20 protein-coding genes are annotated in these 17,441 nt (G+C 45.6%); 8 read left to right on the top strand and 12 right to left on the bottom strand.

Going from position 1 to position 17,441, the window contains the following annotated elements; translation table 11 throughout:
* Nucleotides 1–20 precede the first annotated feature (20 nt).
* Entirely contained in the window at nucleotides 21–389 is a 369-nt protein-coding gene (gene hisI / locus O8C68_00860; GenBank protein ID MCZ7394351.1) for a phosphoribosyl-AMP cyclohydrolase, read from the top strand.
* A 114-nt stretch (nucleotides 390–503) separates the two neighbouring features.
* Here the strand turns inward: hisI and O8C68_00855 are convergent, their stop codons facing one another.
* The 5 genes from O8C68_00855 to O8C68_00835 form a co-directional block, all read right to left on the bottom strand.
* Nucleotides 504–1,244 (bottom strand): ABC transporter permease, encoded by a 741-nt coding sequence (locus tag O8C68_00855; GenBank protein ID MCZ7394350.1) that lies wholly within the window; start codon nucleotides 1,242–1,244, stop codon nucleotides 504–506.
* On the bottom strand, nucleotides 1,231–2,187 hold the full coding sequence (locus O8C68_00850) for an ATP-binding cassette domain-containing protein (GenBank protein ID MCZ7394349.1): 957 nt from the start codon (nucleotides 2,185–2,187) through the stop codon (nucleotides 1,231–1,233). Before O8C68_00850 ends, O8C68_00855 begins: the two co-directional genes overlap by 14 nt.
* A gap of 357 nt (nucleotides 2,188–2,544) precedes the next feature.
* Nucleotides 2,545–3,348 carry a biotin/lipoate A/B protein ligase family protein gene (locus O8C68_00845; protein MCZ7394348.1) on the bottom strand — a complete coding sequence of 268 codons (804 nt, stop codon included), beginning with the start codon at nucleotides 3,346–3,348 and terminating at the stop codon, nucleotides 2,545–2,547.
* 8 nt (nucleotides 3,349–3,356) lie between these two features.
* Nucleotides 3,357–6,116, bottom strand: a complete 2,760-nt coding sequence (locus O8C68_00840) for a tetratricopeptide repeat protein (GenBank protein ID MCZ7394347.1) — start codon at nucleotides 6,114–6,116, stop codon at nucleotides 3,357–3,359.
* Between the two features lie 84 nt (nucleotides 6,117–6,200).
* Entirely contained in the window at nucleotides 6,201–6,452 is a 252-nt protein-coding gene (locus O8C68_00835) for a hypothetical protein (GenBank protein ID MCZ7394346.1), read from the bottom strand.
* A 185-nt stretch (nucleotides 6,453–6,637) separates the two neighbouring features.
* Between O8C68_00835 and O8C68_00830 the strand changes: the two genes are divergently transcribed.
* From O8C68_00830 to O8C68_00815, 4 genes are read left to right on the top strand one after another with little or no spacing between them, the layout of a single operon-like run.
* Nucleotides 6,638–6,808, top strand: a complete 171-nt coding sequence (locus O8C68_00830; protein ID MCZ7394345.1) for a preprotein translocase subunit Sec61beta — start codon at nucleotides 6,638–6,640, stop codon at nucleotides 6,806–6,808.
* Between the two features lie 45 nt (nucleotides 6,809–6,853).
* On the top strand, nucleotides 6,854–7,669 hold the full coding sequence (gene aroE / locus O8C68_00825; protein MCZ7394344.1) for a shikimate dehydrogenase: 816 nt from the start codon (nucleotides 6,854–6,856) through the stop codon (nucleotides 7,667–7,669).
* On the top strand, nucleotides 7,666–8,967 hold the full coding sequence (locus O8C68_00820; GenBank protein ID MCZ7394343.1) for a prephenate dehydrogenase: 1,302 nt from the start codon (nucleotides 7,666–7,668) through the stop codon (nucleotides 8,965–8,967). Before aroE ends, O8C68_00820 begins: the two co-directional genes overlap by 4 nt.
* A 54-nt stretch (nucleotides 8,968–9,021) precedes the next feature.
* On the top strand, nucleotides 9,022–9,261 hold the full coding sequence (locus tag O8C68_00815; GenBank protein MCZ7394342.1) for a hypothetical protein: 240 nt from the start codon (nucleotides 9,022–9,024) through the stop codon (nucleotides 9,259–9,261).
* A gap of 41 nt (nucleotides 9,262–9,302) precedes the next feature.
* On the opposite strand, the gene O8C68_00810 is transcribed toward O8C68_00815, so the two are convergent.
* Nucleotides 9,303–10,142, bottom strand: a complete 840-nt coding sequence (locus O8C68_00810; GenBank protein ID MCZ7394341.1) for an IPT/TIG domain-containing protein — start codon at nucleotides 10,140–10,142, stop codon at nucleotides 9,303–9,305.
* A gap of 118 nt (nucleotides 10,143–10,260) precedes the next feature.
* Here O8C68_00810 and mfnA point away from each other — a divergent pair, with 118 nt between their 5' ends.
* A complete protein-coding gene (mfnA, locus tag O8C68_00805; protein ID MCZ7394340.1) occupies nucleotides 10,261–11,388 on the top strand; it encodes a tyrosine decarboxylase MfnA in 1,128 nt (375 codons plus the stop codon).
* 10 nt (nucleotides 11,389–11,398) lie between these two features.
* Here mfnA and O8C68_00800 read toward each other — a convergent pair whose 3' ends face one another.
* Nucleotides 11,399–12,439 carry a DUF1464 family protein gene (locus tag O8C68_00800; protein ID MCZ7394339.1) on the bottom strand — a complete coding sequence of 347 codons (1,041 nt, stop codon included), beginning with the start codon at nucleotides 12,437–12,439 and terminating at the stop codon, nucleotides 11,399–11,401.
* A 103-nt stretch (nucleotides 12,440–12,542) separates the two neighbouring features.
* Between O8C68_00800 and gatD the strand changes: the two genes are divergently transcribed.
* Entirely contained in the window at nucleotides 12,543–13,796 is a 1,254-nt protein-coding gene (gene gatD / locus O8C68_00795) for a Glu-tRNA(Gln) amidotransferase subunit GatD (GenBank protein ID MCZ7394338.1), read from the top strand.
* Between the two features lie 155 nt (nucleotides 13,797–13,951).
* Here gatD and moaC read toward each other — a convergent pair whose 3' ends face one another.
* Genes moaC through O8C68_00780 form a run of 3 tightly spaced genes read right to left on the bottom strand, consistent with a single transcriptional unit; the run spans nucleotide 13,952 to nucleotide 16,037 of the window.
* Complete coding sequence (moaC, locus tag O8C68_00790) at nucleotides 13,952–14,413, bottom strand: cyclic pyranopterin monophosphate synthase MoaC (GenBank protein MCZ7394337.1); 462 nt, start codon at nucleotides 14,411–14,413, stop codon at nucleotides 13,952–13,954.
* 2 nt (nucleotides 14,414–14,415) lie between these two features.
* Entirely contained in the window at nucleotides 14,416–14,586 is a 171-nt protein-coding gene (locus tag O8C68_00785; GenBank protein MCZ7394336.1) for a hypothetical protein, read from the bottom strand.
* Entirely contained in the window at nucleotides 14,583–16,037 is a 1,455-nt protein-coding gene (locus O8C68_00780; protein MCZ7394335.1) for an NAD(P)H-hydrate dehydratase, read from the bottom strand. The genes O8C68_00785 and O8C68_00780 overlap by 4 nt, the downstream gene beginning before the upstream one ends.
* 105 nt (nucleotides 16,038–16,142) lie before the next feature.
* Here O8C68_00780 and O8C68_00775 point away from each other — a divergent pair, with 105 nt between their 5' ends.
* The gene (locus tag O8C68_00775; GenBank protein MCZ7394334.1) at nucleotides 16,143–16,631 is read left to right on the top strand and encodes a pseudouridine synthase; all 489 of its coding nucleotides are present in this window, start codon (nucleotides 16,143–16,145) and stop codon (nucleotides 16,629–16,631) included.
* 61 nt (nucleotides 16,632–16,692) lie between these two features.
* On the opposite strand, the gene O8C68_00770 is transcribed toward O8C68_00775, so the two are convergent.
* Both O8C68_00770 and O8C68_00765 read right to left on the bottom strand, forming a co-directional pair.
* Entirely contained in the window at nucleotides 16,693–17,094 is a 402-nt protein-coding gene (locus O8C68_00770; protein ID MCZ7394333.1) for a PIN domain-containing protein, read from the bottom strand.
* A 2-nt stretch (nucleotides 17,095–17,096) separates the two neighbouring features.
* Nucleotides 17,097–17,363, bottom strand: a complete 267-nt coding sequence (locus O8C68_00765; GenBank protein MCZ7394332.1) for a hypothetical protein — start codon at nucleotides 17,361–17,363, stop codon at nucleotides 17,097–17,099.
* Nucleotides 17,364–17,441: the final 78 nt, after the last annotated feature.

Below are 17,441 nucleotides of genomic sequence, written 5' to 3'. Positions count from 1 at the left end.
AGAAACTATCCTGGAGGAATATTATGAACATAAACGACCTAAAATTCGAAGATGGTCTGATTACAGCCATAGCCCAGGATTACAAAACAGGCGAGGTGCTCATGGTTGCATTCATGAACAAGGAAGCCCTCGGAAAGACCATCGAGACAGGGAGGGCATTCTATTGGAGCAGGAGCAGGCGTAAACTCTGGAAAAAAGGGGAGAGCTCAGGTCATGAACAGATAGTTCACGACATATTGATAGACTGCGATACCGATGCAGTGCTGCTGAAGGTTGAACAGATAGGCGGCGCCTGTCATACAGGATACAGGTCGTGTTTTTACCGCACTATCGGAGGAAAGGTAATCGCCGAGAAATTGTTTGAACCTGATGAGGTTTACAGGAAATAGCGAGGAAATCTCCGAGGCCTCATTCTGTTAAATGTGCTTTCCATAGAGACAGAAAGCCTTCTATAGCATTGGTGAATTTTCTGTAATCGTAGCAATCAAATGTAGGCATAGCGTTCATTCGTTAAACTTCTTGTAAAGGCGATTTGCTGCGATCTGGAAGATCAGGATGAAGGTCACCAGCACCACGATATCCAGCAGCGGCGAAAAAAGCGATTTGCCGGTATAGGCGTACTCGATCATGTCATTTCCGTAGGTAAGGGGGGATATCAGTGCGATCTCCTGACCGATCTTGGGCATAGCCGATATCGGGATAAAAACGCCTGAGATAAAGATAAGCGGCAGCCTGACCGTGTTGAGCATCGACATAACCTCTCCCACATTCTCGGTGGGGTATGCGGCGAACAGTGTCCCAAGCGTCGCAAAACAGAACGCCGTGAGTATCATGGCAATCACCAGGACAGGTGCATTTACAATAGGCGTTCTGAACATGATGACACCCACGGAAAGCGGGAGACACGCGATGCCGAGACTGTAGAGAAATCCGCTCAGGCTCTCACCCGACACCAGCGAATGCAGCGAGATCGGTGCCGAGAGCAGGCGGTCGAAGGTTTTTACCCGCCGTTCAATGGGTATCGAGACCGGCTCGATTGATGAGGCAGAAAACAGGAGGGTGATCGCGATCAGCCCCGGGATCAGGGTACCTGGAGGGGCATTCTTCCCGATGGCAAATGCCAGGAACATGAAGAGCGGGAAGAGGATGCCGGAAACGATGATGTTGGGTTTGAGGTAATAGATCCGCATATCCTTTCTGGCAATTGCCCATGCAGCGGACAGCTCGCGGTCAATCGATGGCATGGACTGCACCCCCTGTCCGCTGCAGGCCGGTTAACCGGATGAACACATCCTCGAGGCTCGGGCCAAGAGTCGTGATACTGATCACTTTAAGGTTGTGCGTGTGGGCATAAGCCATAGCGGCATCGATAACCTCAGATGGAGCTTCAGTGTAGAGCTTAAACTTGTCACCTGCCTTGTGTACGTCATTCACCATGGGAAGGCGGCTGAGCTCATCCAGCTGGTCTGCAGAACTGTGGTCAAACGAGAGCTCGATCGACTGCACACTCTGGATCGTCTTTTTCAGGGATTCCGGTGCATCGATTGCGGCGATATTTCCTTTATTGATGATCGCCACCCGGTCACACATGACATTTGCCTCCTCAATATTGTGCGTCGTCAAAAAAACCGTGACACCCTCGCGGACGAGGTCCGCGACCACATCCCTGATGATGAGGTTGCTCTGTACATCGAGCCCTGAGGTGGGTTCATCCAGGAACAGCAGGCGCGGGCTGTTGACCAGCCCCATCGCGAGCGTCAGGCGCCGTTTCATCCCCTTTGAAAACCCGTGCACTTTGTCGTTGCGCCGTTCGTGTAACCCGAATGTCATGAGCAGCTCGGTTGTCTTTTTTTCTCGCTCGCTCCGTCCCACATGGTAGAGTTCAGCGGAAAACATCATGTTCTGCCATGCGGTCAGGTCATCGTACACGTTGGAATGCTCGGATACAATGCCCATGGACTGCCTTGCGGCAATGGTATCGTGCTCAATATCATGCCCAAAAATGGTTGCCGTTCCAGAGGTCGGTCTTGAAATACCGGTCAAAATACGGATGGTAGTGGTCTTGCCTGCGCCATTGGGACCCAAAAAACCAAAGGTCTCACCCTCGTGAACGGAGAAAGTAATATCATTGAGCGCAGTGAGAGGGCCGAATTTTTTGATGAGATGAGATACTTCAATTGCTTGCATCTATCCTGATTTTGGTACATTGATACTTAAGTCATTCGTAAGATCGCCATCAGCGTTTATCTGAGTCCCGATTACCCCTTCGGGAGCGCGAATCCACGTAAACCGATACCCCGATTTACGTGGTGTTGGGGTATGCTTTGCATACCCCTCGTTTGATAAACCTTTCTTAAAGGTTTACGTATGCCCGCAGGCATATCGCGTAGCGATATCCACGTATGGCTCGCGCCATACGTCAAGGGTTGCGTCCCTTGAGGACGCGTCCACGTATGCCGTGCGCTGGCATACGTGTGCACGGCGTCAACCGACGTGACGGTTGTGCGACGTCAACTGGCGCAACGGTTGACGTGTCTGCGCCCTTCAGAGGCGCGACTCGGAATCTGCGGTTAATTTTTTCCTGAGTGTACGTTTTATATCCATTCTGTAAGTCCAATCTTTCTGCATGTACTTATCCAGCAGGCGGTCAGCAGTGGCAGCTTCGCTCACGGTTAGCATGCCATCCCGAGAGCTTATTCCGAGCGCTTTTTCAAAACCCTGCCTGAGCGCCTTTTTAACAGCGCTGAGGTCGGCAATTCCCATTTCCTTTAAGGTTATCATCCCTTCCCTCGCACAATTAACGGGGTGGAGGTTCTTCGTGGGATTTTTCAGCACCTTATCCATAAGCTCGAAATCAAAATCCAGCAGCAGGCTTCCGTTTATTAAAACTGCGCCGCCAAAGCGCCCCTGCGCATTTCCGGATATCTTCTTACCTTTTGAATAAACCGCATTGCGCTCAGGTTCGATTTCTCCGCCTGCACCGAGAGTTTCAAGCGCGTTCACAACGCCTCCAAGGGTTTTTGCGTATGCAGCCTGAATATCATTCGGAATGACACCTCCTTCCCTTCCAATCACTGAATAAAGTACCTGGTTCTTATCGCAAAAACCACACCCGCCTCCCAGTATCCTGCGTACTATCCCGATATTGTTGCGATCGCAAAAATCAGCATTAATCTCATCTACCACGCATTGATGATAGCCGAGATACACAACAGGCGAGCTCACGCGCCAGAAAAGTATTGTTTCAGGGGCAGAACCGGTACCTACATGCCTTGCAATGGATTCAAAGAGGGCTGCGCTGTAAAAACCCTCAATCATATCACGGTCAAGGAAACGCCATATTCTCATGGTCTGGATTATCTATGCATCTCGTGGATTATTTTTCTGGCTGTATCATAAGCCTGTGTTGCTTCTTCGTATTTCCCCAGTTCATATAGCGCAAAGCCTTTATTATACCAGGCATCTGCATTTTCTGGGTTCACCTTTATAGCTTTATCATAAGACTTTATTGCCTCGTCATATTTTCTTTGTTCTTGAATAGCAGGTGTCTCTTCATGTTTCACTGCTATCCCGGGAGTTACCTTTATTGCCTTTCTGTAGTTCCATAACTTATAAACGACAAAGCTGATGAGCATCAGAGCAATCAAAAGATATCCCAAAGGAAGGAATTCCGATACGCTTATTCCCTTGCCTGGAGTTTCAATTATTGTGGCTGGAGATTTAATCTGGATTTCAAGTTCCTGACTCATCGTGCTGATCTTCCTTCCCGTGGTATCGTATTCATAATAGTCTGCGTTTGCTGGAGGGAGTTTAATGGTTTTTATGGAATCTATTCTAAAAGTGTAGTTGAAACTCGTCTTCATGTTAGCTTCCAGAACCCCCTCGTACGTTGTTCTGCCACTGAACAGAGTTACACCTTCCGGCAGGCTGTCCGAGACAACGATACTCGTGGAAGCAGTTCCTGTGTTTTCAGCTAATACAGTCACGGTCACAGTATCTCCTGGCGTGACCAAAGATACGTCTGCCTGCTTCGTGAGCACAACCCTTGGTCCCTGAACCACAATCCTGGGCTGGTTTGATAGCGTGCTGTATAATTTATTATTTATTTTGAACTCTACAACAGCTGCGGGGAATATGATTCCTTCTTTGCTTGGCTCCTCGGGTCTTACCAGATAGCGGTATTCCATTTCCCTACCTGCAGGAATATCAACAATCCAGTGCAGCGATTGGTTGCCGAGGAGTATGAAACCGCCTGGGAGAGAGTCTATGATATTCACATCCTTAGCATCGTACGTTCCGTTGTTCATTACTGACAATGAAATGCTGGTGTAATCCTTTAAAAGCATGCTATCAACCGTACTCTTTCTTATGGAGAGATTCGTCTGAGGTTCACCGAAGCCCTGATTGAAAAAGTCACAGGCTGTATATGTAAAGCGGCTGATATAGGTATTGTTACAACCCAGTATGGTATTCAAAAGGAGAGTTGCAATTTTGCGAAGTTCAATTGCAGTTGGAACCGTAACAGCAGGTGAAGGCGTAGGGGCCGGTGTTGTAATTTGAGGCGTTGGCGTGGGGGTTTTCTCTGGCAGCGTTACATTAGGCACAGGCGTAGGTATTGTTATTTGTGGAGTAGGTATAGGAGTTTTCTTTGCGGATTTAAGCGGTATTTCAACTTCCTGACTGCTCGTGCTGATCTTTCTACCTATGGATCCGAGTTCATAGTATTCAGCATTTGCAGCAGGAAGCGTGATGCTCTCTTTGGAATAAATTCTAAGGGTGTAGCTGAAACTCATGTTCCTTGTTGCTTCCAGAAATCCCCCACTGGTTGTGCTGCCGCTGACCAGAGTCACATTATTTGGCAATGTGTCCATTATGGTCACCCTTGTAGGGGTACTTCCTGTATTTTCCGCAACCACAGTCACGGTCACAGTATCGCCAGGGTTGAACTCTGAAACATCTGTCTTTTTCGTGAGGACAATCTTTGGTCCGTATACCACAATCTTCGGCTGGTTTGATAGCACGCTATAAGATTCGTTATTTACTTCGAACTCGGCAGTGACTGCGGGAAATATTACACCTTCTTTGTTCGCCTCAAGAGGTCTTACCAGATAGTGGTAGTCCCATTCCTCATTGACAGGAATATCTGCAACCCAGTGCAGCGATTGGTTTCCGAGGACTATGAAACCGCCTGGAAGAGAATCCGTGATATTCACATTTTTAGCATCGAGCCTTCCATTGTTTTTTACAGATAATGAAATGATAGTGTAATCCTTTAAATACATCTTATCAACAGTGCTTTTCCTTACGGAGAGCATCACGGGAAGCTCGGATGCCATTGAAATGCTCTTTATGGACGTTGCCGTGTATGGAATATTCATAACATCATATCCGCTGACGTTTGCTGATATGCTGTACATCCTTTGTTCTGCGAGAATGGGTGATGCGAATGTAATGGTCTCGGTGACGGATTCACCTTTTTTGATTGTATCATAATGATATTTTAGAGAGCCCCTATTTATTGGAAGTTCTGTGTCAATGACCATATCAACATTAACCGCATCAGCCGGGCCTGTATTTTCTATGTTTACAGTTGCAACAATGTCTGTGGTGTATGAGGATACGTATTTATCGTGGTCTGTCTGTATCGATACCGCAAGGCTTGGAGTGCCTCTTGGATCCAGTTCAATTACCGCCCATGGAGCATAACTTTCAAAAATCCACTCTTGTGCATTTTGAGCAGGGAGTCCGGTTGCTGTAACTCTCAAATTACCATCAGGCACAACATACGATTCTGCCAGCCGGAGAGCAACAGTGCTTATAAAACTGCCATTTTTAGATATGTTCAGCTCCACGAAAGGCTCAACAGGTTCTTCAGGTTCTTGTTTGTATTTTGACGACTCCACAGGTGCTGAAAATCCTATTACTTCTACAGAATACCCATTATATGTGAGCACTTCGCCGCGCACGAGCTTGCCTGATACACCCCCAGTCCACTGCATCTGTGAACTATCAAATGTTTGGGCAAAGCCAAACCCTGAGAAAATCAAGGCTATTATGATACCACAAATCAAGCCTTTTTTCCTCTTGTCGAGAGTGGATATATTTTTAAATAACATCTTTGGATAACTTAATAATTCTAACACTCATGCTTTTGCACTTAATTCCCAATTTCCTTGACTTTGGGGCAGACAATACTGCTTTTATTTTTCATCTGTAGCCCCTTTGGATGAATACATCCATAGCGGCTTCTTTTCACTGCCTACATTGCGTCGCTGGATTTTATCTGTCTCAAGCAGGATTGTTATGAGATTCTCTGCTGTTGACTTGCTGCAACCAAGGCTATCTATTATCTCACGCAGCGATTTTTCACGAACACTTAGCAAGACTAATACCTGCTCTGTTGTGAATTTCTTTTGATACTGGTTTTGTAAAGGCATCGTCACCTCGATCATTCCTTCTTTTTATTATGCTCATAATGAGCATCATACAATCAATAGACGACACATTAGAATTTAAACTTTATGCTTTAGGGCGTAACGTATAAAGTTTGATGCAATAACTAAAAAAATGCAAAGCTGGTGTTGCTTCACACCAGTTGCGATACATTCAAATGCTATAAACAACATAAGTAACGCTCATGGCAAAAAAGAAAGAAGGCAGCGGTCTCATGTCCTCAGCGGGTTTGATGAGATACTACGATGCTGAGGAGACTGCCACATTAATAGATCCAAAAACCGTAGTTTCCATTGCAGTAGCAGCAGGGATTGCTATTCTGGCTTTGAATGCATATTACGGCATCTGGCCTTAATTTATAATCAAAATACTTTTAACCATCACTATCAATTAAGATAGCATGAAGCTATTCGGCGTTCTCGGAGACCCGGTATCGCACAGTCTCTCCCCGGTTATGCACAATGCAGCCTTCAAGGCTCTCGGGATGGATTGTGAATATCATGCATTCAGGGTGAGTAAAGATGCCCTGCATGATGCGATACACGGTGCATACGCCCTAGGATTCGGGGGGCTAAACCTCACCATACCATTGAAGGAGAAGGCCCTGGACATGGTCAGGCCCACAGAACTTGCAAAACATATAGGAGCAGTGAACACGATAGATTTTAAAAAGGGAATCGTGGGATATAACACAGACGGAACAGGGGCTAAAATGGCATTGGAGAGCCATGGGATTGGAATCAAAGGGAAGAAGGTGCTGCTGCTGGGTGCAGGAGGTGCTGCAAGGGCGATTGCCTTCCAGCTTGCCTCGGACGGCGCAGGTGTGACCATTGCAAACAGGACAAAAGAGCGTGCAATTGCCCTTGCAGAGGATGTAAGCAGAATCGGAAAAGCAAGAGGTGCAGGTCTTGATGAGCTTAAAAATCTTGTCCAGAATTGCGATATTCTCATAAATTCGACTGCTGTTGGCATGTCTCCAAAAACATCTGAAACCATGGTAACATCGGATATGATGCACAGCAAACTTGTGGTATTCGATATAGTATATAACCCGGTCGATACCATGCTGCTTTGCGAAGCTAAAAAAGCAGGTGCAAAAACAATTGACGGCGTGATGATGCTTGTATTTCAGGGCGCTGAGGCATTCAAAATCTGGACAGGTAAGACCCCGCCTCTGGATGTTATGGAAAAAGCTGTGAGGGAAAGACTTATATGAAAATATTAATCATCGGCGGGACAGGAGAGACAGGCAGGTGGTTTGCAAAATTTTATAAAAAGCATGGTTTTGACGTGGTGATCTGGGGTATCAACAGAAGGAAAGATATTGCTGTGCAACTGGGAGTTCAATTTGCAGATGACCTCGATAATGAGATAAGGACAAGCGATATCGTCATGATTTCTGTGCCGATAAATAACACAGAAAACACCATCAAGGAAATTGCTCCTAAAATGTCTGCCAGGAGTTTGCTAATGGATATCACATCCATTAAAACAGCACCCATGGGCTCAATGCTTAAGTATGCGCCTCTGGATGTTGAGATTCTGGGGACGCATCCCATGTTCGGACCTTCCATACCTGACATAAGGGGACAGACAGTCATTTTCACTCCTGTTGAGGGGAGATGCTCAAAATGGTTTCCCATAATCAGAAACCTGTACGAGGGGAACGGTGCGCATATCGAGATAATGGATGCAGTACAGCACGATAAAATGATGGCTGTTGTGCAGGGTTTGACGCATTTCGCCTATATCTCCATAGGTTCGGTTTTCAGGGAACTTGAGTTCGATGTCGCAAACTCAAGAAGATTCATGAGCCCAATGTACGATATTATGCTTGACCTCGTTGGAAGGATACTGGCGCAGAATCCCTATCTATACGCTATGATACAGATGAACCCGGAAGTGGCGAAGGTGCATAAGGCATACATCGCCCAGTGCAACCTGATGGCTGAGAGCGTCAGAAACAAGGATGTAGAGGGCTTTGTCGGCATTATGAAAAAAGCAGCAGCGCATTTCGGGGATACCGAGTCGGCGCTTAGGCGCTCAGAAAAACTTATCGGCACTAAAATAGCAGAACATGAAGAGCTTGTGAACTCGATAGGTAGAGAGCGGGCTCTCAGGCATATTTATTCAGGGGTGGTGCACCTCGGGATTGTGAAGAAAGTAACACCCAGGACTGTTTTTCTTGAGCGAAGCGGGAAGACCACAGAACTTTTGATAGAGAATGTCAGGCTTTTAAATGAAAAGGAACTGTTCTCATGGAAAGCTGCAAATTTAAAAAATGTTACACGAGATATCTCAGTTTTCACACCAAAAGGTTCTGACCCTGAGATTATAAAAAATGTGGTGAGCGCCGCGCATGGCGTGGTTTCTGTTGAAATTATTGACGTTTACGACAAACAAAACATTCAAAGTGTTACATATAGGCTCACAATTTTTAAAGATGACGATGTCGCATCTGTACAGAAAGGTGTAGAAACCCTTCTTAGGGGAATTGGATGTACAATCAGGTAAGTTTATTATTTATGAATACTACGCAACACTGAAAAGTTAGATGAAAGTGATATCATGGTGGAAAAAACAACAGTTCGACCTGACCTCAGGAAACTAAAAATCGGAGATGTGCTGCATATAGGTACCGAGGATAAGGGGGAAATCTTCAGTGTGACAAAACTTGGCGAGAACACGTATATACTTGACAGGGGCGGCGAATTAATCGAGTACGGCAGGGCTGTGATGGCTAAGAATATCTATGGTTTTGCAGAGAGGTATAAAGCTGTTTACTGGGTGACGCATGAAAAAGAATGATTTTGTGAGTATGGGATTGTATCCATAAAAAATTTTACCACTCATTTGACAGTGAACGGTACTTCATTCGAAGTAACTCCATTAACTATCACTGCTACTTTAATTGCTCCTGGAGCTAAGCCTTGAGGTACTTCGACCTTTATGCTGGTTGCACTCCATTCTTTACTCTCCAATATATTTTTCTTCCCAAACGTAACAACACTTCCATTCTGTGAAGAACCCAGATTAGTACCACTCAGTGTCACAGTTTCACCGGCTTTTCCTTCCGATGGTGTGACAGCATTTAGAACAGGCTTAGCAGGTTGTTCCTTCTTTTCACTTGCTTTACACTCAGCTGCTTTAGTTCCAAAATAGAATCCTATAATCGTTGTAATACCCCCCACTAATGCAGTCAATATAGTTTTGATAGTGTCAACAAAAACTTTGTTTGTATCGATTATAGCCTGATTATTTTTGCTGACTATATCGATTATCTTATCCATTTCTACCTGTGAAGTGGTATTTGAAGTAGTATTTAATGAAATTAACTGAGGGCCCAACGAACCAAAGTTAGTAGGCAATGTTCCAAGACTCGTTGCCGAGATTGTGGTAATATAGAACGCTGCAGCACCAACTACAAGTATAAGACCGAATGTCATTAAGACCCTACCAAGGCCCTCTATGCCTGTAGGATTCCCATCCTTATCTTTATTCAGATAGGCGAGGTATATATCATAAGACTCTGGTATCATCATAGCCAGAGCAATTATTATAAGAAGTGCCATTGGTAATGGTAATGAAGAGGTAAGCACAGCTATTAAAATTAAAAAAGCTCCAAGAAACAATCCAGCAAATAAAGACAATATCCAGTAGTAATTTCCAATTTCATTATCCTTAGCCATCTCGGTCACTCCTGCCTTATATTCCTTATATTAATAAAGTAAGAGGTTATATAAAATCTTTTTGAATAACAAATTAAAATCCGAACCCTTTATTAACCCGTATTCTGGTATTCAGCACATGAATCAAAAAGGGCTCACGGAGAAAGAAGTGCTGGCATTGCTTTCCAATGCACTGCAAAAAGACACTTCATATGATAAAGTGCTCTCCGCAATGTGTACAAGACCACATCCGATTGCGATAAAGGCTCACATGCAGTTCATCGGATCGAACATGGGCGACTTTGGTCTGTTCTCAGGAACAAGAGAACTTGAACAAAATGTAATAAAGATGATGGGAAGTTTGCTTGGAGATGAGTTTGCCTGCGGTTATATAACAACAGGAGGTACAGAATCCAATATACAGGCGCTCAGGACGGCGAGGAACCTGAGTAAAAAAAAGCATCCCAATGTGGTTGTCCCTGCTTCAGCCCATTTCTCGTTCGATAAGATTGCAGATCTTCTTGGAATAGAACTCAGGAAAGCCTCGTTGGATCACGAATTTAAAGTTGATATGGACTCGGTAGAGGCTCTCATGGACGACAATACCGTAGCGCTTGTGGGGATTGCAGGCTCGACGGAGTTCGGGCAGATCGACCCGATAGATAAGCTTGCGCAAGTCGCTCTGGCAAATAATCTGTTTCTACATGTGGATGCAGCATTCGGAGGGTTTGTCATCCCTTTCCTTGATAAAAAATATGATTTTGACTTTTCTGTTAAAGGGGTGGCATCGATAACAGCAGACCCTCATAAGATGGGTTTGTCCACAATTCCTTCAGGAGGGTTGCTTTTCAAAGAAGAATCCTGCCTTCTGCCTCTTGAGATCGATACGCCTTATCTCACAATAAGAGCGCAGCATTCTTTAACAGGAACGCGAAGCGGTGCTGCAGTGGCGGCAGCTTATGCAGTGATGATGCATCTCGGCCGGGAAGGATACAGGAAAATCGTTGGCAGGTGCATTAAGATGACAGACATGCTTGTCGCGGGAACGCGGGAGTTCGGGATAGAGCCTTTAATTGAACCTGTTATGAACGTCGTTGCCCTGGATGTTCCCAATATTGAGGAGGTGAGGAAAAAATTGCGCAAAAAAGGATGGATGACCTCGATAACGCGTAATCCGAGAGCCATGAGGCTGATAATAATGCCTCATCTTAGCGAGGAGGCAGTTTTGCTTTTCATTTCTGATCTGGAAAGATGCCTCGGGGAATAAAAAATATGAATCAAACTCCGTATTCTTTTTTCAGTGCCTCGATTTCAGGCAATAAGATATAATCCAGAGAAGTCCCCTCTGCCTTTCTTATCTGCATCGCATCAATAAGCTCTGAATATCTCCCGCCAGCAAGCCCGTTCGCAATAAGCGCTGCCCCCTGTGCTGCTTCCTTGACGTTTTTTACCGCAAAGCCTTCGAGCTTTCGTACAGGGAAGTCGATCCGCTTTTTTAATTCATCAAAAACTCCCCTGACTCTTGAAATCCTCCCTGAGACTATGATTTCCTGAGGTTTCACAGACACCGTAAGCGCCAGGATATCCTTAATTGCGCCTTCGATATATGCATTCAACGCGTCTATGTTTTCCACCAATTTTTCAGGCGCTTTTGCAAGCGCTTCCACTCCTCCCCGAAAAAGGAGTTCCTTATTAAATTCTCCCAGGAGATAAGCAAGCTCTGCATCCATGCCTCCAAGTGAGAGAAAACCGATATTGCCCGAACTTCCACCGATACCGTCCACGATTTTCCCATCCGCTATCGCCAAAGCAGCAGTATATCCAAACCCCATTTCCAGCAATATGAATGATGTCTCGCTGTAATTTTTATTATACCTTAATGCCTGATCCCGGATCCCGAGAGCAGCACAGCAGAGCTTATCCGCTGTTCCCATGTCGATTTTATTTATTTTTCGATAATTTGGGACGGTGGGAAGATGTATAACGCCTGGAATAAAAAAGACCGGAAGTTTATTCTGCTTCATCCTGTTTATAGATGCACGCATACCGAGGTTGCTTTTCCGGTCTTCTTTTTTAATCAGGGATATAAGGAACAATTCCCTCTCCCCAATGTCTTTTATATCTGTAATCGGAATGCCAAACCCGGATGGTCCCACCACCACATCTGCTCCAGTTTTCATAATAATATCCGAGAGCAGCCCTGAATCTTTGATTATATCCATGGTAGATATGGAGGTATCGAGAATTACGGTATCTTCTTCCAGACCGCAAAAATCAAAACTTTTTGTTCCGGGGTCTATGCCGATTACTCTAACCATATCCTACAGTTATCACACATATTCATTAATGTTTATGTTTTATTTGACTCGTTATTTTGGATTTAGCATAGTTTTTTATCATACGCCGCAATCTAAAGATATCATGCAGGCAGAAGTATACGATAAAGTCCGGGTAGAACGTGAAGGCGCGACGTATGAAGGAACTCTCATGCCTTCGCAGACAGACCGCCTTGTTTTAAAACTGAAAAATGGTTACAACATCGGAATAAGAAAGGATAAAGCATCTATAACCCTGCTTGAAAAAAAGCAAGAAAAAAAAGTTCAAGAACGGCTCTCCAAACCGTGCGAGGAAAGGAATAATAAACTGCCCAGCATCTCCATACTCTCAACAGGCGGCACCATTGCAAGCAGGATAGATTACCGCACAGGCGCTGTGACCTCGCAGTTCTCGGCAGAGGACATCCTGCGGGCAATCCCTGAACTTGAGGAAATAGCGAATTATAATTGCCGCATGATATACAGCATTCTAAGCGAGAACATGCGCCCCTCCTACTGGGTCGAGCTTGCGCGCGCCGTATATGAGGAGATAAAAAAAGGAGCAGATGGCATAATAGTCACCCACGGCACAGATACCATGATGTACACGACTGCAGCGCTCTCCTTCATGATCGAGACCCCGGTTCCCATCGTGCTTGTAGGTTCCCAGCGAAGCGCGGATAGACCCAGCAGCGACAATGCCATGAACGCAATATGTGCTGCAGCAGTTGCAACAAGCGACATCGCCGAGGTGTGCGTGGTTATGCACGGCGGAACGAGCGACGATTTCTGTTATATCCACAGGGGGACAAAGGTGCGGAAGATGCACACCTCACGCAGGGATGCCTTCCAATCCATAAATGCAAGACCTGTAGGGCGGGTGGAATACCCATCAAGAGAAATAAAAACACTGTCTTCTTACGTGAAGCGAGGTGAGAAGAAGCTTGCGCTCCATGATAAACTTGAACCCAGATGCGCATTGATAAAATACGTCACTGGGGCAAGCAGTGAATCGCTATTGTTTCACTCAGGCTCGGGATATAAAGGCATCGTGATAGAAGGCACGGGTCTCGGTCACGTATCAACTGACTGGATTCCTCATATCAAGAATGCCACAGATGCCGGGATACCTGTTGTCATGACCTCCCAATGCATCAATGGAAGGGTTTGCGACCGTGTATATGATACGGGCAGGGATATATTAAAAGCAGGTGCAATCGAGGGCGAAGACCTGCTTTCCGAGGTGGCGCTTGTTAAACTGATGTGGGCGCTGGGGCAGACCCGGGATATAGAAAAAGTGAAGGAGATGATGCGCACCAATATAGCAGGTGAACTCACTCGAAGCACGTGCATATCATAATCATAATAATTATTATCTGTACTCTTTAATATTAGCGTAAGTATTAAATACTATCAAAACCATCATTAATATTGTTGTAGGATTAGATGTCTAATGCCTTTAGTACCCTCAGTCTCCTTCGACCCATCGTTTTTATTAGGCATCTAATCCTACTCCTATTCATTTTTGGATTTTTCTAAAACCCTGATGCCCTTTATTCCAGTAAAAGGATAATTGCCCGTTTCATCTTTTTCTGCTGATTTTACCATGTCCCAGATGGTGAGCAGAGCCACGCTCACTCCATGAAGTGCCTCCATCTCGACCCCTGTTTTGCCTACCGATTTGACTTCGACTGTTGCCCTGATGGCTTCAATGCCAATCTCAAATTGAACATCTGTGCTGGTTACGGGAATCTGATGACACATCGGTATAACAGAAGATGTATTTTTGACTGCCATGACAGCAGCGATGCGTGCAGTTTCAAGCACTTCCCCCTTCACTATTTGCCTGCTTTTGATTGCCTCGATGGTTTTGGGCTGTAATTGTATCTCACCGCAAGCAACTGCGCGCCGCGCCACGTCTTTTTTATCGCTTATATCAACCATTCTTGCCCTGTCCTTCTGGATATGTGAAAACATATTCAATCTATTCTGACTTTTTTCCGTTTTTCAAAATCCGAAAGCAGCTCATTAAGCTTCCCCGCTAATTCGCTGGCTTCATTCAGCCTTAACCTTATAACTGCCTCATCCTCATCGTGCTTTACTACGATTCGTATCCTGTTGCGTTCAATATCTGAAAGAATTTCCCTCATGCTTTCATCACCGCAGGTATATAATCAATAACATCCGTGGCAAGAAGCCCGTATCCAAATTCCACAAAAGCCAGATCCCCTGCCGCGCCGTTAATGAATGCGCCAGCACACGCTGCTTCAAATGCTTCGTGTTTGGCAAAGAGGGCGCCGCTCAGACCTGCAAGAACATCGCCTGTTCCGCCAACCGTCATGCCAGCATTCCCGGTCCTGTTGGCTCGAACTTCTACGCCGTCTGAGATTGTATCAACAGCACCTTTTAATAATACCGTGACTTCGTTATTTCTGGCAAAATTCCTGATGAAATCAAGTTTTTCTTTTTCATCTTTGGGAACTTCAACGCCGGATAATCTTTTCATTTCACCTGCATGAGGTGTAACGATAATATTCCTGTGGAGCAGGGGAAGCAGCTGCGGCTGGAGTGCATCGGCATCGATCACGGCTTTTTTGCACAGCGGGACTATTTTTTCGACTGCTGCAAGCGTCTCTTCCGAGGCTCCAAGACCCATGCCCATGACTACCACATCATGTTTCTTTACCAGCTCCGAAATAGCCGGGATATCTTCTTCCACCAGCCTGTCGCCTGAAAGCGCCCGAACAATGAGATTGGGGGAAAACGAAGCAATTATATCTGCAATGTTCCTCGGCGCCGCAACCGTGGTAATATCCGCACCGGCGCGAAGCGCGCCGAGGGCAGCGAGAGCAGGTGCACCTGAATATGCCCCTCCCCCGATTACAAGAACCCTTCCTGCATCGCCTTTATGGATTGTCGCCGGCCTTTTTAGAAAGGGTTTGATATCGCCAGGTCCAACAAAAAATTCCGCTTCCTTAGGAATACCGATATCTACTACCTGGATCTCGCCGGTATATTTTCGCGCCTCAGGAGAAACCATACCTGCTTTCATTTTATGGAAGGTCAGGGTCAGGTCAGCATGCACGGATTTCTCAAATTCACCCCCATCCGGGTCGAAACCTGAAGGGACATCCACTGAAATCACAAAGGCATCCGAATCATTGATAATATCGATAGCCGTGGATTCAGGCTCGTGTATTTTCCCTTTTATGCCTGTTCCGAAAATCCCGTCGATAATCACGTCGGCATTTTTTATCATGGCAATATCATATGCAGTTGAATCCGTGACCTGAATTAAAGGGATAGAAGTCTTCTCAAGCGTGTTCCAGTTATGCAGAGCTTCGGGTGTTTTGAGCTCTTCTTTTCCTCCGATGAGAATTACAGCGACATCATAATTGCTAAGGTGCCGCGCAGACACGAAGGCATCGCCTCCGTTATTGCCTTTTCCTGCCATGACCACGACTTTACCCGAGCTTATCCTTTGTTTTACAGCATTGGCAACGGCAGCCCCTGCGTTTTCCATAAGCTGGAGGCGTTTTATACCGAGGTACTCGCAATTGGCATCGATAGCTGCCATGCGGGATGAGGTGATTGCTTCCATGAACAGATAATCCACCCGTAAACACTTATAATTTGTTCAAGAATATTACGGATATAAATGTAAATCGTATTCTTCTATTACGGAGTAACAAAAATGTTTCATCAAATGTCCCAACAACACCATCTGAAGCGCGTACGAACCATAGCCGACTACCAGTTCGGGCGTGGCGTTGGCGAAGCACTCTTTCCCGATAACGTGGAATTCCGGTTCTCCTCGACAAAAAGAATTCGCCAGATTCTGCTTGACGGCAATCGACTTGCCACAATCAGGGCTCACGACGGCATGCTGACTTTGAGTATTGAAGGTGCAAGAAGGCTTCATGCTTTTATAAAATATCCCGGGCAAAGGGTTGTGGTCAACAGCGATGCAGCGCCCTTTGCAGCAAAGGGCAAGACTGCCTTTGCGCGGCATGTCCTGGCAGTTGACCCCGACATCAGGGCTGGCGAGGAAGTACTTTTGGTGGATGAGGCTGACCGCCTTATAGCAACAGGGAAAACCATGCTCTCTGCACTCGAAATGCTCTCATTCAAGAAAGGCATAGCTGTGGATGTGAGGGGCGGGGTTGAGAGCGGGGATAAAAACTGGAACGAATGAAAACTGCCTCAGAGACAATCAGGCGCGCCAAATACGGCATATTGTGCATTCAGGAACCGCGTTAAACCTGCCCAACAATACCATTAAAATGAGCATCAAAGCCGAGGTATTTTTCAATGTCAAACTCATTCATGATTTCAAGAGATACGGCATCCGTAAAACTCAGGTTCCTGCCGGAATACTGCTTGATTGTTTTTGTGGCTCTGCCTAAGAGCGCCGCATCAACAAAAACCATTTTTATCCTTGGGGATAGAATCACTTCGGAGATATCCATTGCCACCGATATGCTTTTTGTCCTGACAAGTGCAAGCGTCAGAGCCTCGTCGTAGATGTAATCAGAAGCATACATCTGCCCATATTTCCCATTCAGGGCATCCCTGAATAACTTGCTTGCGATCTCATGATATTTATCCTTTTTATTCCTGTACGCCAGAAATGCACCAGTATCAATGAACACGGACATTTTCAATCCTCTGTGTAGATGTATTCATCCACCTTGCTGGCATCGGTTTTGATGCCCCAGTCTATAGGAGGCTTCATAGCAGGGTCTTTTTCAAGGGGAGGTAGCTTTCCAGCCTGTAAAAGCTCATCTTCATGTTTCATTGCAATACGGGTTATGGTGTCGATAAGCTCGGTAAGGGTCTTTTTCTTGCGTATGGTCAGCGTCATCTTTGCCTGAAGCACATCGAGGAGCTGTTTTGTTTCATCCGAAACTTTGATCGTGGTTGTCATGAATTATTATTATACTATTATTCTTAATATACTTTTCTACTTTTATTCACTTGCATGCCCATATTTTTTATTACCCAC

Origin of the sequence: Candidatus Methanoperedens sp. (genome assembly GCA_027460525.1) — an archaeon.
Classification (GTDB): domain Archaea; phylum Halobacteriota; class Methanosarcinia; order Methanosarcinales; family Methanoperedenaceae; genus Methanoperedens.
Note: the sequence above shows the minus strand (reverse complement) of the source record. Positions and strands in the feature narration are given on the sequence as shown.

Excerpts from the sequence above, each read along its gene's own strand:
- O8C68_00855 (MCZ7394350.1), bottom strand. The coding sequence starts at position 1,244 with ATGCCATCGATTGACCGCGAGCTGTCCGCTGCATGGGCAATTGCCAGA.
- O8C68_00850 (MCZ7394349.1), bottom strand. The coding sequence starts at position 2,187 with ATGCAAGCAATTGAAGTATCTCATCTCATCAAAAAATTCGGCCCTCTC.
- O8C68_00845 (MCZ7394348.1), bottom strand. The coding sequence starts at position 3,348 with ATGAGAATATGGCGTTTCCTTGACCGTGATATGATTGAGGGTTTTTAC.
- O8C68_00840 (MCZ7394347.1), bottom strand. The coding sequence starts at position 6,116 with ATGTTATTTAAAAATATATCCACTCTCGACAAGAGGAAAAAAGGCTTG.
- O8C68_00835 (MCZ7394346.1), bottom strand. The coding sequence starts at position 6,452 with ATGATCGAGGTGACGATGCCTTTACAAAACCAGTATCAAAAGAAATTC.
- O8C68_00830 (MCZ7394345.1), top strand. The coding sequence starts at position 6,638 with ATGGCAAAAAAGAAAGAAGGCAGCGGTCTCATGTCCTCAGCGGGTTTG.
- aroE (MCZ7394344.1), top strand. The coding sequence starts at position 6,854 with ATGAAGCTATTCGGCGTTCTCGGAGACCCGGTATCGCACAGTCTCTCC.
- O8C68_00820 (MCZ7394343.1), top strand. The coding sequence starts at position 7,666 with ATGAAAATATTAATCATCGGCGGGACAGGAGAGACAGGCAGGTGGTTT.
- O8C68_00815 (MCZ7394342.1), top strand. The coding sequence starts at position 9,022 with ATGGTGGAAAAAACAACAGTTCGACCTGACCTCAGGAAACTAAAAATC.
- O8C68_00810 (MCZ7394341.1), bottom strand. The coding sequence starts at position 10,142 with ATGGCTAAGGATAATGAAATTGGAAATTACTACTGGATATTGTCTTTA.
- mfnA (MCZ7394340.1), top strand. The coding sequence starts at position 10,261 with ATGAATCAAAAAGGGCTCACGGAGAAAGAAGTGCTGGCATTGCTTTCC.
- O8C68_00800 (MCZ7394339.1), bottom strand. The coding sequence starts at position 12,439 with ATGGTTAGAGTAATCGGCATAGACCCCGGAACAAAAAGTTTTGATTTT.
- gatD (MCZ7394338.1), top strand. The coding sequence starts at position 12,543 with ATGCAGGCAGAAGTATACGATAAAGTCCGGGTAGAACGTGAAGGCGCG.
- moaC (MCZ7394337.1), bottom strand. The coding sequence starts at position 14,413 with ATGTTTTCACATATCCAGAAGGACAGGGCAAGAATGGTTGATATAAGC.
- O8C68_00785 (MCZ7394336.1), bottom strand. The coding sequence starts at position 14,586 with ATGAGGGAAATTCTTTCAGATATTGAACGCAACAGGATACGAATCGTA.
- O8C68_00780 (MCZ7394335.1), bottom strand. The coding sequence starts at position 16,037 with ATGGAAGCAATCACCTCATCCCGCATGGCAGCTATCGATGCCAATTGC.
- O8C68_00775 (MCZ7394334.1), top strand. The coding sequence starts at position 16,143 with ATGTCCCAACAACACCATCTGAAGCGCGTACGAACCATAGCCGACTAC.
- O8C68_00770 (MCZ7394333.1), bottom strand. The coding sequence starts at position 17,094 with ATGTCCGTGTTCATTGATACTGGTGCATTTCTGGCGTACAGGAATAAA.
- O8C68_00765 (MCZ7394332.1), bottom strand. The coding sequence starts at position 17,363 with ATGACAACCACGATCAAAGTTTCGGATGAAACAAAACAGCTCCTCGAT.